The following is a 19586-nucleotide window of genomic DNA, read 5'->3' as shown; positions in this document are numbered from 1 at the left end:
CCCCCGCTCGTCACCGGTCCGGGGCGGGAGAGTCCGCCAGCCGCCGGGCGAGGTACGGCGCGGTCGCGCCCACCCCGGCGTCGGCGACCTCCCGCGGGGTGCCCGTCGCGACGACCCGGCCGCCCTCGTCGCCGCCGCCGGGACCGAGGTCGACGACCCAGTCGGCGGTGGCGATCGTGTCGAGGTCGTGCTCGACGAGGACGACGGTGTTCCCCGCGTCGACCAGCCGGTGCAGCTGGCGCAGCAGCCGGGCGGTGTCGGAGGGGTGCAGCCCGGCGGTCGGCTCGTCGAGAACGTAGAGCGTGTGGCCGCGGTTGGCCCGCTGCAGCTCGGTGGCCAGCTTGATCCGCTGCGCCTCGCCACCGCTGAGCTCGGTCGCCGGCTGCCCCAGCCGCAGGTAGCCCAACCCGACCTCGCGCAGCGCCTCCAGCCCGCGCGCCGCCACGGGCACGTCGGCGAGGAACTCCGCGGCCTCGTCGACCGGCATCGCCAGCACGTCGGCGATGCTGCGGCCGCGGTGGGTCACCTCGAGCGTCTCGGCGTTGTACCGCGCGCCGTGGCAGGTCGGGCACGGCGCGTAGGTGCTGGGCAGGAACACCAGCTCCACCGACACGAACCCCTCGCCCTGGCACGTCTCGCAGCGGCCCTCGGCGACGTTGAAGGAGAACCGGCCCGCGCCGTACCCCCGCGCCTTGGCCTCCGGCGTCGCGGCGTAGAGGCGGCGTACGGCGTCGAAGAGCCCGGTGTACGTCGCCAGGTTGGACCGCGGGGTCCGCCCGATGGGCCGCTGGTCGACCAGCACCAGCCGGTCGATCGCGTCCAGGCCGGTGGCCTCGCGGACGTCGAGGTGGCCGGTGACCGCCGCCTGCTCGTCGCCGTCCTCCGGCGCGGGCGCGGCGACGCCGAGGTGCCGGCGGACGACCTCGGCGAGGACCTGGACCACCAGCGTGGACTTGCCCGACCCCGAGGGGCCCGTGACCGCGGTGAACGCACCGAGCGGCAGGTCGAGGGCGACGTCGTCGAGGTTGTGCCGCGTGACGCCGCCGAGGTGGATCCGGCCCGACGGCTCGCGGGGCTCGTGCTCGAGCCGCGGCACGCGGCCGAAGAGGTGGGCGCTGGTCAGGGACTCGCCGACGTCCTCGAGCCCGGCGACGGGGCCGGAGTAGAGCACCTGCCCGCCGCCCTCGCCCGCGGCCGGGCCGATGTCGACGACCCAGTCGGCGCGCCGTACGACGTCCATGTCGTGCTCGACGACGAAGAGCGTGTTGCCGGCAGCCTTGAGCCGGTCGAGCACGGTCAGCAGAGGCTCGGCGTCGGCGGGGTGCAGCCCGGCGGAGGGCTCGTCGAGGACGTAGACGACGCCGAACAGGCCCGACCGCAGCTGGGTGGCGATCCGCAGCCGCTGGGCCTCGCCGGGCGAGAGGGTGGTCGAGCCGCGACCCAGGGAGAGGTAGCCGAGCCCGAGGTCCAGCAGCACCTCGATCCGCGCGACCAGGTCCGCGCTGATCCGCACGGCGGCGTCGTCGGGGTCGCCGGTGGCCTGCGGGCGCAGCAGCGCCGCGAGCTCGGTGAACGGCAGCGCGTTCGCCTCCGCGATCGAGACGCCGGCGAAGGTGACCGCGAGGGCCTCCGGCCGCAGGCCGCTGCCGCCGCAGGTGGGGCAGGTGGTGCTGCGGACGAACTGCAGCATCTTCTCGCGCATCTTCTCGCTGGCCGACCCCGCGAGGGTCTGGCGCACGTGCCGCCGGGCGCTGCGGAAGGTCCCCATGTAGTCGCGCCCGCCGCCGCCGTCCTTGTCCTGGGGGCGGATGAGCACCGAGGGCTGCTCGTCGGTGAACAGCAGCCAGTGCCGGTCCTCGGCGGACAGGTCGCGCCAGGGGCGGTCGACGTCGATGCCGAGGTTCTTCACGATCCGGCGCAGGTTGTGCGCCTGCCAGGCGCCCGGCCACGCGGCGATCGCGCCGTCGCGGATGCTCAGCGACGGGTCCGGCACGAGCAGGTCCTCGGCCACGTCGTGGGTGACGCCGACGCCGTGGCACTCCGGGCAGGCGCCGGCGGCGGTGTTCGGGGAGAAGGCCTCCGCCGCGAGGTGCTCCGCGCCGTCGGGGTAGTTGCCGGCGCGCGAGTAGAGGATCCGCAGCAGGTTCGAGAGCGTCGTGATGGTCCCGACGGTCGAGCGCGAACTGGCGGCCCCGCGCCGCTGCTGGAGCGCGACGGCCGGCGGCAGTCCGGTGATCTCCTCGACGTGCGGCACGCCGACCTGCTGCAGCAGCCGGCGGGCGTACGGCGCCACCGACTCGAAGTAGCGGCGCTGCGCCTCGGCGTACAGCGTGCCGAAGGCCAGCGAGGACTTCCCCGACCCCGACACGCCCGTGAACGCCACGATCGCGTCCCGCGGGAGGTCGACGTCGATGTTCTTCAGGTTGTGCTCGCTGGCCCCCCGGACCCGGACGCAGCCGTCCAGCCCGCTCGCGTCGGCGCTCACCCGGCCAGCTCGTCGCGCAGGACCCGCTTGAGGATCTTGCCGCTGGGGTTCTTCGGCAGCGCCGGGCGCAGCTCGATCCGCTTGGGGCACTTGTACGGCGCGAGCCGGCCGCGGCAGTGCTCGACCAGGTCCGCGGCGGTCGCGGTCGCGCCCTCCTTGAGCACGACCGCGGCGACGACCGCCTCGATCCACTTCGGGTCCGCGACGCCGAAGACGGCGACCTCGGAGACGTCGGGGTGGAGATGGAGCGCCTCCTCGACCTCGCGGCTCGCGACGTTCTCCCCGCCGCTCTTGATCATGTCCTTCTTGCGGTCGACCACCGTGAGCCGCCCGTGCTCGTCGAGGACGCCGAGGTCGCCGGAGTGGAACCAGCCGCCGCGGAACGCCGCGGCCGTCCCCTCCGGGTTGCGCCAGTAGCCCAGCGTCGCCTGCGGGGTGCGGTGCACGATCTCGCCGACCTCGCCGGTCGCCACCGGCCGGCCCTCGTCGTCGACCACGCGGGTCTCGACGTTCAGCACCGGGCGCCCCGCCGAGCCGGCCGCCTCCAGCTGCTCGTGCGGGGGCAGGATCGTGGCGACCGGGGCGATCTCGGTCTGGCCGTAGAAGTTCCACAGGTCGACGTCCGGGAGCCGCTCGAGCAGCTCGCGGAGCACCTCGACCGGCATCGGCGAGGCGCCGTAGTAGCCCTTGCGCAGGGTCGAGGTGTCGGTGTCCTCGAAGGCCGGGCTGCGCAGCAGCGAGATCCACACCGTGGGCGGAGCGAAGTACTTGGTGACCGCGTGCTCGGCGATCGCGGCCAGCACCGCGGCCGGGTCGGGGGCGGGCAGGATGATGCTGGTCGCGCCGAGCATCAGGTCCGGGCCGAGGAAGCAGTCCAGCTGCGCGCAGTGGTAGAGCGGCAGCGTGTGCAGGTCGACGTCGTCGGCCGACATGCCGCCGTCGACGATGCAGCTGGTGTACTCCGCGACCAGCGAGCGGCTGGAGAGCATCGCGCCCTTCGGCCGGGACTCGGTGCCGGAGGTGTACATGATCCGCACCGGCGCGTCGTCGTCGACGTACGGCGCCTCCCAGCCGGCCGGTGCGTCCTCGAGCCACTGGTCGAACGTGCGCGAGCCGCCCGTGCCGATCGTCACCAGGGGTGCCGCGGCCAGCCCGGCGGACTCCAGCGCCTCGGTCATCACGCCGGCGAACGCGTCCTGGGCGAAGGCCAGCGAGACCTCGGCGTCGCCGAGCAGGTAGGCGACCTCCGGGGCGGTCAGCATGAAGTTGACCGGGACCAGCACGGCGCCGCGCCGCGCGGCGCCCCAGGCCAGCGCCGCGAACTCCCAGCTGTTGCGGCTCAGCAGCGCCACCCGGTCCCCGGCGCCGATGCCGTCGCGCTCCAGCGACCAGGCCACGGCGTCGACCACGGCGTCGAACCGGCGGTAGGTCAGCGCGGTGGCGCCGTCGACGATCGCCGGCTTGTCGGGGCGGCGGGCGGCGCTGCGCCGGAGCACGTCGCCGAGCCCGTTGCCCCGCGCGACCCGCACGTCGAGGTCCTGGTCGGCGGTCGGGGTGTCGGGCACGGGGCTCTCCTCCTGGTCGGGCTGCTGTCAGCCGGTGTAGCGCTCCGCGCGGCGCGGGACCAGCGTGGCCACGTCGGCGTGGAAGAGCCGGCTGAGCTCCTCCTCCAGCACCGTGCCCATCCGGCGGCAGAACTCAACGGGTTCCTCCGAGGCGTCGGGCAGCTCGGGGACGATCCGGTCGACCACGCCGAGGTCGCGCAGGTCCTGGGCACGCACGTGCTGGGCCCGCGCCATGTCGGCGGCGTGGTCGGTGTCGCGGTGGACGATCGCGCTGGCGCCCTCCGGCGGCAGCGGCGAGAGCCACGCGTGCTGGGCGGCCACGACCCGGTCGGCCGGCAGCAGCGCGAGCGCCGCGCCGCCGTTGCCCTCGCCGAGCATCAGGCACAGCGTCGGCGCCTCGAGGGTCACCAGGTCGGCGAGCGACCGGGCGATCTCGCCGGCCAGCCCGCCCTCCTCGGCGGCCTTGCTGAGCGCGGCGCCCGGGGTGTCGATGACGGTGACGAGCGGCAGGCCGAGCTCGACGGCCAGCCGCATTCCCCGGCGACCGGCGCGCAGCGCGCCCGGTCCGAGCGGGCGGTCGGGGGTCTGGCCGCGGCGGTCCTGGCCGAGCAGCACGCACGGCGCGTCGCCGAACCGCGCGAGCGCGAGCAGCAGCCCGGGGTCGGTCTCCCCCTGGCCGGTGCCGTTGAGGGGGACGACGTCGGTGGCGGCGTACTTCAGGAGCCGGCGGACGCCGGGGCGCTCGGGGCGGCGCGAGCGCACGATCGCGTCCCACGCGTCCTGCTCGGGCAGGTCGGGCTGCTCGGTCGCGGGCACGTCCGCGGCCGGGCGGGCCTGCAGCACCGTCAGCGCGCGGTCGAGGATGTCGGCGATCTCCTCGGGCTCGACGACGGCGTCGACGAGGCCGTGGGCGTGGAGGTTCTCCGAGGTCTGCACGCCCTCGGGGAACTTCTCGCCGTAGAGCGCCTCGTAGACCCGGGGGCCCAGGAAGCCGACGAGCGCGCCCGGCTCGGCCACCGTCACCTGGCCGAGCGACCCCCACGAGGCCATCACGCCGCCGGTCGTGGGGTGGCGGAGGTAGACGAGGTACGGCAGCCCCGCCGCGCGGTGCGCCGCGACGGCCGCGGAGATGCCGGCCATCCGGACGAACGCCGGCGTGCCCTCCTGCATCCGGGTGCCGCCGGAGGCCGGGGCGGCCAGCAGCGGGATGCCCTCGGCGGTCGCCCGCCGGACCGCCGCCACCACCCGGTCGGCGGCGTCGCGGCCGATCGACCCGGCGAGGAAGCGGAACTCCGAGACGATGACCGCCACCCGGCGGCCGCGCATCAGGCCCTCGCCGGTCAGCACGGACTCGTCGACCCCGCTCTTCTCCTCCGCGGCCGCGAGCTCCGCGGCGTACTCCGGTGAGATGCCCTCGCGCACGGGACGGCTGTCCCAGGAGGTCCAGGACCCCTCGTCCAGGACGAGCTCGATCAGCTGACGGGCGGACGGGCGGCGTACGGTCACGACCCCGACGCTATGTGCAACGGCGTGATCACCGCCGTAGCAAGAGTTGCCATTCAGCGGCCCCGGCAGTACCAGTAGCGTCACAGGCATGTCCGCACTGCTCGACGATGTCCTGGTCCTCGACCTCACCCGCGCCCTCGCCGGGCCGCACGCCGCGATGATGCTCGGCGACCTCGGCGCCCGGGTGATCAAGGTGGAGAGCCCCACCGGTGACGACACCCGCAGCTGGGGGCCGCCGTTCATGGACCCCGAGGACCCCGACGCGTCGCGGGAGTCGACGTACTTCCTCTCGGCGAACCGCAACAAGGAGTCGATCACCCTCGACCTCAAGGACCCCGCCGACCAGGACGTCCTCGCCCGGCTCGTCGAGCGCGCGGACGTGCTGATGGAGAACTTCCGCGTCGGCGTGCTCGACCGGCTCGGCTTCCCCGTCTCCCGGCTCCACGAGCTCAACCCGCGGCTGGTCGTCCTGCAGATCACCGGCTTCGGCCACGACGGTCCGGAGGCGACGCGCTCGGGGTTCGACCAGATCGCCCAGGGCGAGGGCGGCCTGATGTCGCTGACCGGCCTCACCGAGCCCACCAAGGTCGGCGTCCCGATCGCCGACCTGCTGGCCGGCATGAACGGCGCGTACGGCGTCGTCGCCGCCCTCTACGAGCGCGAGCGCACCGGCAAGGGCCGCGTCGTGCACACCTCGCTGCTCGCCGGGATGGTCGGCGTGCACGCCTTCCAGGGCACCAAGTGGACCGTCGCCAAGGAGGTCCCGGGCCTCGCCGGCGGGCACCACCCCTCGATCGCGCCGTACGGCATGTTCCGCTCGCGGACCGCGCCCGTGCAGATCGCGTGCGGCTCCGAGAAGCTGTGGCAGGCCTTCGCCCGCGAGTTCGACATCGACCCGGCCGGCGACGGGTTCGCGACCAACCCCGAGCGGGTCGCCAACCGCGACGCGCTCATCGAGGTGATCGAGGGGCTCCTCGCCGACCTCGACGCCGAGACCGTCCTCGCCCGCCTCGACGCCGCCGGCGTCCCCGCGGGCAAGGTGCGCTCGCTCGACGACGTCTACTCGTGGGACCAGACCCTCTCCCAGGGCCTGCTCCTCGACGTCGACCACCCCACCCTCGGCCCGGTCCAGCTGCCCGGCTCGCCGCTCCGCTTCGACGACAACGCCCACTCCGGCGGCCGCGAGACCCACCAGGCCCCGCCCACCCTCGGCCAGCACAACGACGCCGTGCGCGCCTGGCTCGACGAGGCCTGAGGCCCCGGGCCGGCTCGCCGCTGGCGCTGCCTCTGGCGTCGAGCCTCCGTGGCGGGATCGTCACGGACGTTCCTGCCCCTCACGGACCCACCGGAGGGCAGAAACGTCCGTGACTATCCCGATCCGCGCCACTGAGCCCGGCCCACCCGAACCCCGACCCAGACCCACGAGCACGACGAAGGGCCCGACCGGATCGGTCGGGCCCTTCGCGTACGCCGCGTGCGCGGGTCAGCCGGTCAGGAGCCGGCAGCAGCCGTCAGCCGAGGTCGACGATCGCGGCGACCGGGCCGCCGCCGTCGGGGCCCTGGTGGGCGGCGGAGACCGAGACGAACACGGCCGGGTCGCCGGTGACCGCGGCGGTCACGCCGCCGACGCAGGACTTGATCTGGCGGTGCCAGTGCACGTCGGAGTCGTCGAGCATGGCGTTGCGGCGGCCGCGGACCTGGCCGTCGCCGGAGACCTCGCACTTGAGGAAGACGTTGACGAGCTTGCCGTCGAGGTCGGTGTGGTGCGGGCGCTCGGGGAGGTCGAGGCCGGCGTCCTTGATGGCGGCCCAGATGCCGTCCTGGTCGAGGGCGTCGTTCATCACCGAGTGGCCGATGCGGTAGCGGCCGCCGACGCCGGTGGCGTTGCCGACGACGACGATCTGGGCCTGGTCGAGCTCGACGCCGGAGGAGCAGGAGGCGACCGAGGAGTAGAGGTCGCGGTTCTTCATGACGTCCTCGTCGGAGGGCATGTCGATCTCGCCGAGGGCGACCGCGATGCCGAGGCCGGTGACGCCGTTGGAGAGGTCCATGGACTCGTGGGTGTGCTCGGTCCACACCTCCTTGCCGCGGCTGTGGGCGTCGCGGATGGTGTGGATGGTCAGCAGCGGGGTCTTGGTCTGGACGTAGTGGACGTCCTTGGGGTCGCTGATGCCGGCGCGCTCCATGGCGACCTTCACGCCGTCGGCGACCTTCTTGATCATCGCGGTGTAGCCGATCTCCTCCGGGAGGATCGCCTCGCTCATCGCGAAGCCCACCGTGAGGCGCTGCTCCTGGCGGGTCGGGTCGTCCTCGGGGACGTCCACGGTCGCGAAGATGGTGGCGTGGGGGCTGATCACGCCGTCGGTGCCGCCGGACCACACGATCGGGACCTGCTTGACCTGGTCGGCCGGGGCGCCCTTCTCGACGAGCACCTCGCGGAACGCACGGTCGGCGATGATCCGGGTGTAGTCGTTCACACCGCCGTTGCCCTCGGTCTTGCCGATGATCGCGATGACGCGGTCGGCGGCGAAGACGCCCCCGTCGATGAGCTTGGCCAGCTCCGAGGCGTCGGCGACGGAGTGGATCGGGACCTTGCGGACCTCGATGGCAGAAGGCATGGGTCAGGCTTCCTTTCGGTCGGGGACGACGATCGTCCCAGCGGTGCGGTTGGCGGCTGCGACGATGGTGCCGAGGTCGGTGATGACACCGGGCCGGCCGGAGTGCTCGACGAACCGGCAGACGGCGTCGACCTTCGGGCCCATGGAGCCGCCGGCGAAGTGGCCGGCGGCGGCGTGCTCACGCATCTGGGACAGCGTGACCTCGCCGATGTCCTCGGCCTCGGGGGTGCCGAAGGCGAGGACGGCGTGCGCCACGTCGGTGGCGATCACGAGCATGTCGACCTCGATCGCGCGCGCCAGGAGCGCGGCGCCGAGGTCCTTGTCGATGACGGCCTCGACGCCGGCGAGCGAGCCGTCGTCGCGGCGTACCGTCGGGATGCCGCCGCCGCCGTTGGCGACGACGACGAAGCCGGCGTCGGAGAGGGCGACGACCGCGGGGGCGTCGATGACCTCGAGCGGCTCGGGCGAGGCCACGACCCGGCGCCAGCCGCGCTCGCCGCGGTCCTCCCAGGTCTCGCCGTGCTCCATCATCCGGCGCGCCTCGTCCTCGGGCAGGTAGCGCCCGACGGGCTTGCTCGGCTTCTGGAACGCCGGGTCGTCGGCGTCGACGCGGGTGCGGGTCACCAACGCGGCCGAGGGCCGGTCGATCCCCCGGCGGCCGAGGGCGCGGTCGAGGGCGTTGACCAGGATGTCGCCGATGGTGCCCTGCGTCTGCGCGCCGCACCAGTCCAGCGGGACCGGGGGCACCACGTGCGCGGCCACTTCGTTCTTGACGAGGAGGTTGCCCACCTGGGGTCCGTTGCCGTGGGTGACGATGACGTCGACACCTTCGGCGACCAGGTCGGCGACGGCCTCCATCGCCTTCTCGGCGGCGGCGATCTGGTCCTCCGGACGGGCGCTGCCGTCCGGGGAGGTCATCGCGTTGCCGCCCAGCGCGAGGAGAAGTCTCATGCGTCGAACCTAGTGAGTGGGCTCACCCTCGTTCATCGTGCGGATCCGCCGACGCGACCCGCGAGCGCTGTCAACTTGTGCCAGCGAGGTCGCGGGCCAGCGCGGCCCGCAGGGAGGTGGGCGCCCGGCCCTCCCGCCCGAGCAGCGCGGCCAGCGGCAGCGGCCCGGTCGGCAGGCCGTGCCGGTCGTAGTAGGCGAACATCGCCCGCAGCCACTCCTGCTCGCGGGCGTCGAGCCCCTCGCCCCGCCACGCCTCCGGATCGGTGCGGCGCGCCGCCACCGGCCGGCCGAGCACGTCGGCGGCAGCGGCGGCGACGTCGGCGACGCTCACCAGCGCCGGGCCGCCGAGCTCGTACGTCGCACCCGCGTGCCCGTCGGTCGTCAGCACCGCCGCGGTGGCCTCGGCGACGTCGTGCAGGTCGACCAGCCCGAACGGCGTGTCGACGGCGTACGGCACCTCGAGGTCCCCGCCCGACCGCAGCGCAGGCACGAAGTTCTGCACGTAGGCGCAGGGCTGCAGGATCGTCCAGCGCAGCCCGGAGCGCCGCACGAGGTCCTCGGCGACGGCCTTGCGGAGGTGGTGCGGCATGGCGGGGGCGTACGGCGAGGCGACCGAGTGGTGGACCACCCGGTCGACCCCCGCGGCGACCGCGGCGTCGAGCACGGTGGCGACGTACGCCGGCTCGTCGGGGTGGAGGTTCGGCGCGATGACGTGGACGGCGTCGGCCCCGGCGAGCGCCGCCGGGAGGTCGCCGGACGCGGCCCGGCCCAGGGGGTGCGCGGTGGCACCCGCCCGGGCCAGGGCCGCGCCCACGGCGCGACCGGTCTTGCCGTTCCCGCCGAGGACGGCGACGTGCATCGGGTCCTGCCTCAGAGGTGGTCGACCTCGGCCGAGGCGGCGCCACCGGCGAGGGTGCCGTAGCCCGGGCCCCGGTCGAAGAACGCGTCGACCGGCTCCGGCCGGCCCGCGCGCTCCGCGGTGGTCGCCTCGGCGTCGTACGACAGCGTGTCGTCGTCGACCGAGCCGGTCAGCACCACGCCGTAGTCGGCGAGCGCCGCGGCCGGGGAGACCTTGCGCCAGCGCACGTCGCGCACGACGAGCTCGGGGTCGCGGTCCAGCGGGTTGCCCCAGCCGCCACCACCGGTGGTGCGGATGCGGATGGTCTCCCCCGCCTTCACCGGCTCGGAGTCGGCGAGCGCGTCGACCTCGCGCTCGTTCGGGCCGTCGGGGTCGATGGTGACCTGGAACGGCGTGCCCGCCTTGCCGCCCTTGACGCCCCAGCAGGCCAGGATCGAGCGGTCCGCGATGGACATGAAGTGCGCGTCCTTGAGCATGCGGATGTGCTTCTCGTAGCCCAGGCCGCCGCGGAACTGGCCGGCGCCGCCGGAGTCGACGGCGAGGCTGAGCGACTCCACGAGGAACGGGAACCGCGACTCGGTGAACTCCGTCGGGAGGTTCCGGCTGTCGGGGACGACGTGGATGGTGTCCTCGCCGTCGGCGTAGTAGCGACCGCCCGAGCCGCCGCCGAGGACCTCGCGCATGAGGTACGGACGGCCCTCGAGGTCCTCGCCGTACACGCCGGTGTAGCGGATCGTCTCCTGGTCGGCCGGCATCTTGCCGTCGACCGCCTTGGCGATCACGCCGGCGAGCACGCCGAGCAGGCGCAGGATCACGAACGTGCGGGCGTTCGTCGGCGCCGGGAAGACCGGCGTCAGCAGCGTGCCCGGCTCCGGGAAGCGCATCTCGATGAGCGGCACGACGCCCTCGTTGACGTCGAGCTCGGCCATCCGCTCGGGGGTGTCGGCGAGGTTGCGCAGGATCGGCGCGAGCCACTTCTTGAGGAAGACGCCGTCGGAGTAGTCACCGCAGTGGTTGATCGGGCCCTTGGCCTGCGGGCCGGTGCCCGCAAAGTCGAGCACCAGGCGCTCGCCGTCGGGGTCGTCGGCCGCGGTGCGGGTCAGGGTGATCCGCTGGGTGTGCAGCTGCGGGTCGTCGACGCCGTCGTGCTCGGCGTAGTCCTCCCAGGTCCAGGTCCCGACCGGGATCTTGGAGAGGATCTCGCGCCGGTAGGTCTCGGTCGAGCGGTCGATGATCGCGTCGAAGCAGGCCTCGACGGTCTCCACGCCGTACCGGTCGAAGAGCTCGCCGAGCCGGCGGGCGCCCATCAGGCACGCCGAGCACTCGGCGTCGAGGTCGGCGGCCAGCGACTCCGGCATGCGGGAGTTGCGGGTCATGATCGCCAGGGCGGACCGGTTGGGGACGCCGGCGTCCCACAGCTTGATCGGGGGGACCGCGAGGCCCTCCTCGTAGACGCTGGTGGCGTGCGAGGGCATCGAGCCCGGCACCGCGCCGCCGATGTCGTCGTGGTGGCCGAAGGCCTGGACGAAGGCGACCACGCGACGCTCGCCCTCCGGGCCGGCGAAGACCGGCACGGTGACGCAGAGGTCGGGGAGGTGGCCGATCCCGCCCTCGGAGAGGTAGACGTCGTTGTGGAAGAAGACGTCACCCTCCTTCATGTCCTCGATCGGGAAGTCACGCGCGACCGGGTGCACCAGGGCGGAGTACGACCGGCCGGTGAGCTTGCGCAGCTTCCGGTCGTGGATGCCGGCGCGGAAGTCGTGCGCGTCGCGGATCATCGGGCTGCGGCTGGTCCGCGCGATGGCCGTCTCGACCTCGTGCTCGACCGCGGCGAGCGAGCCCTGCACGATCTCGACGAGGACCGGGTCCGCGCCGCGACCGGCGTCGTCGGTCAGCGGGCCGAAGGGGAACTGCGTCGGGGCCCGGCGGCTGCCGAGGTCCGGAGCACCGGCGAAGGTGCCCGGGTGGGTGTCGGTGGTCATGCGTCGCTCCTCGTCACCACGATGTTGGCGTAGTCGTCGACCCGGGCGGTGAAGCCGGGGTGGATGGGCACGGTCGAGCCGAACTCCTCGATGATCACCGGGCCGGCGAGCACCTGGCCGGCGGGCAGGTCGGGGCGCCAGTAGACCGGCGTCTCGACGTACCCGGCGTCGGCGTCGAAGCAGACCTGGCGGGTGCCGGTCTGCTCCGGGGTCGCCTTGTCGGTCGGGGCCTTGGGGATCTCCGGGCGGCGGATCGGGCCGACGCCGGAGACGCGCAGGTTGACGACCTCGACCTGCTGGGTCGGGTCCTGCGCGAAGTCGTAGCCGTAGAGCGTGTGGTGCTCGGCGTGGAACCGCTCGGCCACCGCGGCCAGCGTCTCCGCGGTCACCGGGCCCTCGGGCACCGTGACCCGGACCTCGAAGGCCTGGCCGAAGTAGCGCACGTCGGCGGTGCGCACGAACACGTGCTGCTCGGGGTCGAAGCCCTCCTTGGCGAGCGCCGCGGCGGCGCGCTCGGTGAGCACGTCGTACTCGCGCTGGAGGACGGCCGGGTCGAGGTCGTCCTGGAGCGCGACGTGGGTCTGCACGTAGTCGTTCTTGACGTCCACGGTGAGCAGGCCGAACGCCGAGACGTTGCCCGGGTTCGGCGGGACGAGGACGGTCGGGACGCCGAGGATGTCCATCAGGCGGCACAGCAGCAGCGAGCCGGAGCCGCCGAACGTCGTGAGCGTGAAGTCGCGGACGTCGAGGCCGCGCTTGACGGTGACCTGGCGCAGGGCGTTCGCCTGGTTCCACGCCGAGATCTCCAGGATGCCGGTGGCGCAGGCCTCCGGCGTGATGCCGAGCTTGCCGGCCAGCTCCTGGATCGCCGAGGAGGCGGAGTCGACGTCGAGCGGGATCTCGCCGCCGAGCAGGTGCGGGGGGATCCGGCCGAGGAAGACGTGCGCGTCGGTGATCGTGACCTCGCTGCCGCCCTTGCGGTAGCAGATCGGGCCCGGGTCGGCGCCGGCCGAGTGCGGACCGACCTTGAGGGTGCCCTCGGGGGAGAGCCAGGCGATCGAGCCGCCGCCGGCACCGACGGTGACGACGTCGATCATCGGGATCTTGGAGGGGTAGACGCCGACGCTGCCCTCGGTGGTCAGCGTGGGCTCGCCGTCGATCACGACGGAGACGTCGGTCGAGGTGCCGCCGCCGTCGGAGGTCAGCACGCGGTCGAAGCCGGCGACCTTCGCGATCAGGGCCGCGCCGAGCGCGCCCGCGGCCGGGCCGGAGAGCACGGTGGTGATCGGCTGGTGCACGACCTCGTCGGCCGAGAGCACACCGCCGTTGGACTTCATCACGTAGAACGGGATGGTGCGGCCGCTCTGGCCGGCCAGGCGGTCCTTGATGTTGTTGACGTAGCGGGAGAGCTTCGGCTTCACCGCGGCGTCGACGAGGGTGGTCATCGAGCGCTCGTACTCGCGGTACTCGCGCAGCACCTCGCTGGAGATCGACACGACCGCGTCGGGGTGCTCCTCGGCGAGGATCTCGCGCATCCGCTCCTCGTGCGCCGGGTTGGCGTAGGCGTGCAGGAAGCACACGCCGAGGGTGTCGATGCCCTGGTCCTTGAACCAGCGGGCGACGCGGCGGGCGCCGTCCTCGTCGAAGGGGCGGATCTCCGCGCCGGTGTGGTCGAGGCGACCGCCGACCCCCTTGACCATGTCGCGGGGGACGATCCGGTCGGGCTTGACCCAGAAGTAGGAGTTGCCGTAGCCGTCGGGCACCGACTGGCGGGCGATCTCGAGCATCGCCTCGTAGCCCTCGGTGGTCACGAAGCCGAGCGCGTCGACCTTGCCCTCGAGCAGCTGGTTGGTCGCGACCGTCGTGCCGTGGCTGACCGCGACGACGTCGTCGAAGCTCGCCCCGGCAAGGTCCAGCACCTTGTCGATGCCGGCCAGGAACCCGTCGGCCGGGTTCGCCGGCGTGCTCGGGGTCTTGGTGGTGACCACCGCACCGCTGTCCTCGTCGAAGGCCACGACGTCGGTGAACGTGCCGCCGGTGTCGATGCCGATCCTCATCCGCCTTGCTGTCATGACGGACATTCAACTCACCGGGAGGGACCCCGGACGACGTCATCTTCTGCCGACAGATCGGCGGATCGTCGGCAGACCCTGCCGACGGCGTACCGCTGGTCGAGCAGGCGAGCCCCGGCGAGCCGTCGTCGAGACCCGGCGACCGTCGTCCGGCGTACCGCTGGTCGAGCAGGCGAGCCCTGGCGAGCCGTCGTCGAGACCCCGCGACCGTCCCCAGCACCGTGGGCACCTCACCGGATCTCGACGACGCTCGGCGCTGGCGCGCCTCCCTGCTCGACCAACAGAGCCGCCCGCTGGTCGAGCAGGCGAGCCCTAGCGAGCCGTCGTCGAGACCCGGCGACCGTCTTCCGGCGTACCGCTGGTCGAGCAGGCGAGCGCCAGCGAGCCGTCGTCGAGACCCCGTGAGCGTCCCCAGCGCCGTGGGCACCTCACCGGGTCTCGACGACGCTCGGCGCTGGCGCGCCTCCCTGCTCGACCAACGGAGCCCGCCCGCTGGTCAGGGGGCGACGAGCTCCTCGACGGCGCGGGCGACCTCGAGCAGCCGCAGGTCGGCGCCGTGGGGGGCGACGAGCTGGACGCCGACGGGGAGGCCGTCGCGGGTGGTGCCGGCGGGGACCGAGATGGCCGGGCAGCCGGTGACGGTGATGAAGTACGCCGACCGCATCCAGTCCAGGTAGGTCTCCATCGGCCGGCCGTTGATGTCGGAGGGGAACTCCTGGTCCGCCGGGAACGGCGGCACCTGCGAGACCGGCAGCACCAGCACGTCGTAGGAGCCGAAGAACTCCCGCATCGTCTCCGACAGCGCGGTGCGCTGGGCGTAGGCCCGGGCGACGTCCGCGCCGGTGAGCGACTCCCCCGCCCGGATGTTGTCGGCCAGCGACGGCTTGAACGCCTCCGGGTGCTCGGCGAGCAGCGGGCCGAGCTTGGCCTGGAAGTGCCAGGCACGCAGCGTGCGGAAGGTGTCCTCGGCCAGGCCGAGGTCGGGGTGGGCGCCCGAGACCGCGGCGCCCGCCGAGGCGAGCGAGCGGCCGGCGGCCTCGACGACCGCCGCGACCTCGTGGTCGACCTCGAACGCGCCGCCGAGGTCGGTGCTGAGCGCCACCCGCAGGCCGCCCAGCGACGCCGGCCGGGGGTCGGCGAACGTCGCGCCCGGGTCCCCCAGCGCCTGCGGGGCCCGGGCGTCCGGGCCGGCCAACACCGAGAGCAGCAGCGCCAGGTCCGCGACGTTGCGGGCCATCGGGCCGCCGACCGAGGTGGTCTCCCACTGGTTGTACAGCGGCCACTCCGGCACCCGGCCCAGGCTCGGGCGCATGCCGACGACCCCGCAGAACGACGCCGGGTTGCGCAGCGAGCCGCCCATGTCCGAGCCGTCGGCGAGCGGCACCATGCCCGAGGCCAGCGCGCACGCCGCGCCACCGCTCGACCCGCCGGCGGACCGGCTCGGGTCGACCGGGTTCAGCGTGGTGCCGAAGACCTTGTTGAACGTGTGCGACCCGGCCGCGAACTCCGGCACGTTGGTCTTGCCGATCGTCACCGCACCGGCCCCGCGCACCCGCTCCACGAGCAGCTCGTCGCGGTCGGGCACGTGGTCCGCGCGCAGCGTCGAGCCGTACGTCGTGCGCCACCCGCCCACGGCGTGGGTGTCCTTGAAGGCGAACGGCAGCCCGTGCAGCGGGCCGACCTCCGCGCCGCCGGCCAGCGCCTCGTCGGCCGCGGCGGCGCCCTGGCGGGCCCGTTCCTCGTCGAGCGAGACGATCGCGTTGAGCTCGGGGTTGCGCTCGGCGATCCGGTCCAGGTGCAGGTCGAGCAGCTCGCGCGCGGAGATCTCGCGCCGGCGCACCGCCGCGGCCATCTCCCGGGCGGTCGAGGCGACCGAGGTCATCGGCGACGGCCCAGCAGCCCGCCCACGACCACGCCGGCGAGCACCAGCGCGCCGCCGAGGGCGACCCCGGCGAGGAACGACTGGTCGCCGCCGGCGGCGGGGACCCGGCTCGCCTTCGGCGCGGGCGCGAAGACCGCCTGCTCGGCGGGGGCTCCGCCGGCCGCAGCCACGGCGGGGGCCTCGCCGGCGGCCGCAGGAGCGGCAGCGGCGGGCGCCTCGCTCGGGAGGCCCTCGGCGATGACCTTCTCGACGTTGCCGAAGAACTCCGCGGCCATCCGGCGCGAGACGCTGGTCAGCATCCGCTGGCCGACGCCGCCGATCATGCCGCCGACCACCGCGTCGGCCTCGTAGCTCAGGACGGTCTGGTCGCCCTCGCCGGCGAAGGTCACGCCGACGGTGGCGTCGATCGTGCCCGGCGCACCGGCGCCCTTGAGGCCCATGGTGAGCGACTCGTGCTGCTGCAGGTCCGAGAGCGTGCAGGCACCGTTGTAGGTGCCCTTGATCGCGGCGACGCCCGCGCTGACGGTCATCGCGTACGCGTTCTCACCGGTGGTCTGCAGCTGCTCGCACCCGGGGATGGTGGCGACGAGGACGCGGGGGTCCAGCAGCGCCTCCCACACCTTCTCGACGGGGGCGGCGATGGTGTTCTGGCCGGCGATCTTCATCGGTTCTCCTCAGGAGTCGTGGTGGCCGAGGCGTGCCTCGCCCGGAGCTCGAAGAGCTCCGAGGGCGAGATCGGCATGGCGGTGATGGGGAGCCCCTCGGCGTCCTCGATGGCGGCCGCGATGGCGGCCGACCCGGGGATGACGCCGGCCTCGCCGGCGCCCTTGATGCCCAGGGGGTTGAGCGGGGACGGGGTCTCGAGGTGGTCGATCTCGATCGAGTCCGGGACCTCGGTGACGTAGGGCATCAGGAAGTCCATGAAGGACGCGTTGAGCAGCTGGCCGGACTCGTCGTAGGCCATCTTCTCGTAGAGCGCCCCGCCGACTCCCTGGGCGACGCCGCCGTGGATCTGGCCCTCGACGATCATCGGGTTGATGACCGTGCCGCAGTCGTGGACGACGGCGTACTTGAGGATCGTGATCTCGGCGGTGTCGGGGTCGGTCTCGACGATCACGGCGTGCATGCCGGAGGCGAAGGTCGAGCGGATCGGCGAGTAGAAGTCCTTGCCCTCCAGGCCCGGCTCGTCGTCCTCGGCGACCGGCGGCTTGGTGGCGTCGCCGACCGAGAACTGCGTCGCGGCCTTCGACGCCTCGTCGAAGGCGTAGCGCAGCGGGTTGGACAGCACCGCGACCGTGCCCAGGCTGATCGAGGTGCCCGGGGAGCCCTTGACCGAGACGACGCCGTCGACGATCTGCAGGTCCTCGGGGTCCGCCTCGAGGGCGTCGGAGGCCAGGCGCAGCACCTTCTCCTTGGCGCGCTTGGCGGCGAGGTGGATCGCCGACCCGCTCATCACCGCGGCGCGCGAGGCGAAGGTGCCGACGGCGTACGCCATCCGGCGCGTGTCGCCGGTGGTGATCTCGACGTCCTCGAACGGCACGCCGAGCTCGTCGGCCACGATCTGCGCGAAGGCGGTCTGGTGCCCCTGGCCCTGGCTGGTCAGGCCGGTGGCGACCTTGACCTTGCCCGAGCTCTCGATGTTGACGTGCGCGCCCTCGTAGGGGCCGGCGCCGGTGCCCTCGACGTACGCCGCCAGGCCGATGCCGACGCGGCGGCCCTGCGCGGCCATCTCCGAGCGGTAGGCCTCGAAGTCGTCCCAGCCGACCAGCGTCTTGATCTTCTCCAGCATCGCCGGGAAGTCGCCGGAGTCGTAGATCGTCTCGCGACCGTCCTGGAAGACCAGGCCGTGGTCGTAGGGGAACTCGTCGGGCTGGATCAGGTTGACCTCGCGGACGTCGGCGCGGTCCTTGCCGAGGTACGCCGCGATCGCGTCCATCGTCCGCTCCATGACGAAGCAGCCCTGCGGACGGCCCGCCCCGCGGTACGGCGTGACGATCACGGTGTTGGTGTAGAGCGAGTCGAACGTGACCCGGTAGGGGCCGGTCTTGTAGGGCCCGACCAGCTGGGTCGAGGCGTTGATCGGGACGATCAGGCCGTACGGCGTGTAGGCGCCGTGGTCGTGCCAGAACCGCACGTCGAGCCCGAGCAGGCGGCCCTCGTCGTCGAAGCCGACGTCGACGTGGTGCAGCTGGGCGCGCTCGTGGGCCGAGGAGATGAAGTGCTCGCGGCGGTCCTCGGTGAACTTCACCGGACGGCCGAGGCGCTGCGCGGCCAGGGAGACCAGCAGCTCCTCGGGCCACGGGTGGTTGATCTTGACGCCGAAGCCGCCACCCACGTCCGGGGTGATGACGTCGACCTGGAGCAGGTCGAGGCCGAGCTTGGCGGCGACCGCGGCACGGACGCCGGTCGAGGTCTGCGTGGAGGTCCACACCTGCAGCCGGCCGTTGGCGGTGTCCCAGCGCGCGGTGACGCCGCGGCCCTCCATCGGCATGCAGGCGCTGCGCTCGATGTCGAAGTCCAGCGAGAGCGTGTGCGGGGCGGCCTTGATCCCGGCCTCCGCGTCGCCGTTCTGCTGCACCGAGCGGGCGGCGATGTTGCCGGGGACGTCGTCGTGGACGAGGTTCTCCGCGGCGCGCGCGGCCTCGACGCCGACGACGGCGGGGAGCAGCTCGAAGTCGACGACGACCCGGCCGACGGCGTCCTCGGCGACGTAGCGGTCGTCGGCGACGACGATCGCGATCGCCTCGCCGACGTAGTTGACCTCGTCGCGGGCCAGGGCGTACTGCGTGCGCCCGTGGGTCAGCGTCGGGTGCGGGATGAGCAGCGGCAGCGGCTCGGCCATCGCGCCGTCGAGGTCGTCGTAGGTCCACACGGCGTGGACGCCCTCGATGTCCAGCACGGCGTCGACGTCGACGGAGCGGATGCGGGCGTGCGCGTGGGGGCTGCGGACGACGGCGAGGTGGAGCGCGCCGAGGTCGATGTCGTCGACGTACTGCCCGCCGCCGCGGACCAGCCGGTCGTCCTCGACCCGCTGGACGGCCTCACCCATCAGCTTCGTGGTCATGCGCCCAGTCCCGTCGTCGATGCGTCGTCGTCGCGGGCGACCTCGGTCTCACCGGTCGCCGCCTCGAGGCCGCCGTCGTCGCCCTCCGGCGGGGCGGCCGCGGGCGCGTCGCCGCGCGCGATCTCCGCCGCACGCTCGACCGCCTTGACGATGTTCTGGTAGCCGGTGCAGCGGCAGAGGTTGCCGGCGATCATCTCGCGGGCCTCGTCGTGGGTCGGGCAGGGGTTCTCCTTGATCCCGGCCGTGACCGTGGTCAGGAAGCCCGGGGTGCAGAAGCCGCACTGCAGGCCGTGGCACTCGCGGAAGGCCTGCTGGGCGGGGTTGAGCGACCCGTCCGGCTCGGCCAGCCCCTCGACGGTGGTGATCTCGCTGCCCACCGCGGAGACGGCGAACATCAGGCAGCTGCGCACCGGCCGCCCGTCGACCAGCACGGTGCAGGCGCCGCAGACGCCGTGCTCGCAGCCGACGTGCGTGCCGGTCAGGCCGCACTCCTGGCGCAGGGCGTCGGACAGCAGGCGTCGGGCCGGCACGGCGACCGCGTGGGTCACGCCGTTCACCTCCAGCCGGACTTCGTGGATCTTCTCAGCGGTGTTCTCAGCCAC

General features: G+C 73.5%; 13 protein-coding genes. 1 reads left to right on the top strand and 12 read right to left on the bottom strand.

Going from position 1 to position 19586, the window contains the following annotated elements; genetic code table 11:
• Window positions 1-10: 10 nt before the first annotated feature.
• From uvrA to OSR43_RS01855, 3 genes are read right to left on the bottom strand one after another with little or no spacing between them, the layout of a single operon-like run.
• Complete coding sequence (uvrA, locus tag OSR43_RS01865) at window positions 11-2485, bottom strand: excinuclease ABC subunit UvrA (RefSeq protein WP_302269257.1); 2475 nt, start codon at window positions 2483-2485, stop codon at window positions 11-13.
• Window positions 2482-4050 (bottom strand): fatty acyl-CoA synthetase, encoded by a 1569-nt coding sequence (locus tag OSR43_RS01860; protein ID WP_302269255.1) that lies wholly within the window; start codon window positions 4048-4050, stop codon window positions 2482-2484. Before OSR43_RS01860 ends, uvrA begins: the two co-directional genes overlap by 4 nt.
• Window positions 4051-4077: 27 nt before the next feature.
• The gene (locus OSR43_RS01855; protein WP_302269254.1) at window positions 4078-5556 is read right to left on the bottom strand and encodes a carboxyl transferase domain-containing protein; all 1479 of its coding nucleotides are present in this window, start codon (window positions 5554-5556) and stop codon (window positions 4078-4080) included.
• 88 nt (window positions 5557-5644) lie between these two features.
• On the opposite strand from OSR43_RS01855, the gene OSR43_RS01850 reads away from it, so the two are divergent.
• The gene (locus tag OSR43_RS01850; RefSeq protein ID WP_302269253.1) at window positions 5645-6811 is read left to right on the top strand and encodes a CaiB/BaiF CoA-transferase family protein; all 1167 of its coding nucleotides are present in this window, start codon (window positions 5645-5647) and stop codon (window positions 6809-6811) included.
• A 256-nt stretch (window positions 6812-7067) separates the two neighbouring features.
• Here the strand turns inward: OSR43_RS01850 and OSR43_RS01845 are convergent, their stop codons facing one another.
• From OSR43_RS01845 to OSR43_RS01805, 9 genes are all read right to left on the bottom strand, one after another.
• Entirely contained in the window at window positions 7068-8174 is a 1107-nt protein-coding gene (locus OSR43_RS01845; protein WP_302269252.1) for a ring-opening amidohydrolase, read from the bottom strand.
• Between the two features lie 3 nt (window positions 8175-8177).
• The gene (locus OSR43_RS01840) at window positions 8178-9125 is read right to left on the bottom strand and encodes a carbamate kinase (RefSeq protein ID WP_302269251.1); all 948 of its coding nucleotides are present in this window, start codon (window positions 9123-9125) and stop codon (window positions 8178-8180) included.
• Window positions 9126-9195: 70 nt separating this feature from the next.
• Window positions 9196-9984 carry an SDR family oxidoreductase gene (locus OSR43_RS01835; RefSeq protein WP_302269250.1) on the bottom strand — a complete coding sequence of 263 codons (789 nt, stop codon included), beginning with the start codon at window positions 9982-9984 and terminating at the stop codon, window positions 9196-9198.
• Window positions 9985-9995: 11 nt separating this feature from the next.
• Entirely contained in the window at window positions 9996-11966 is a 1971-nt protein-coding gene (locus tag OSR43_RS01830) for a hydantoinase B/oxoprolinase family protein (RefSeq protein WP_302269249.1), read from the bottom strand.
• Window positions 11963-14023: a hydantoinase/oxoprolinase family protein gene (locus OSR43_RS01825; protein ID WP_302269248.1), complete on the bottom strand. Its 2061-nt coding sequence runs from the start codon at window positions 14021-14023 to the stop codon at window positions 11963-11965. Before OSR43_RS01825 ends, OSR43_RS01830 begins: the two co-directional genes overlap by 4 nt.
• Window positions 14024-14534: 511 nt before the next feature.
• On the bottom strand, window positions 14535-15920 hold the full coding sequence (locus OSR43_RS01820; RefSeq protein WP_302269247.1) for an amidase: 1386 nt from the start codon (window positions 15918-15920) through the stop codon (window positions 14535-14537).
• A complete protein-coding gene (locus tag OSR43_RS01815; protein WP_302269246.1) occupies window positions 15917-16585 on the bottom strand; it encodes a carbon monoxide dehydrogenase subunit G in 669 nt (222 codons plus the stop codon). The genes OSR43_RS01820 and OSR43_RS01815 overlap by 4 nt, the downstream gene beginning before the upstream one ends.
• Window positions 16582-18984 (bottom strand): aerobic carbon-monoxide dehydrogenase large subunit, encoded by a 2403-nt coding sequence (gene cutA, locus OSR43_RS01810; RefSeq protein WP_302269244.1) that lies wholly within the window; start codon window positions 18982-18984, stop codon window positions 16582-16584. The genes OSR43_RS01815 and cutA overlap by 4 nt, the downstream gene beginning before the upstream one ends.
• Entirely contained in the window at window positions 18981-19586 is a 606-nt protein-coding gene (locus OSR43_RS01805) for a (2Fe-2S)-binding protein (RefSeq protein ID WP_367891510.1), read from the bottom strand. The genes cutA and OSR43_RS01805 overlap by 4 nt, the downstream gene beginning before the upstream one ends.

Origin of the sequence: Nocardioides sp. Arc9.136 (assembly GCF_030506255.1) — a bacterium.
Taxonomy (GTDB): Bacteria; Actinomycetota; Actinomycetes; order Propionibacteriales; family Nocardioidaceae; genus Nocardioides.
This window is presented reverse-complemented; position numbering and strand designations above follow the sequence as displayed.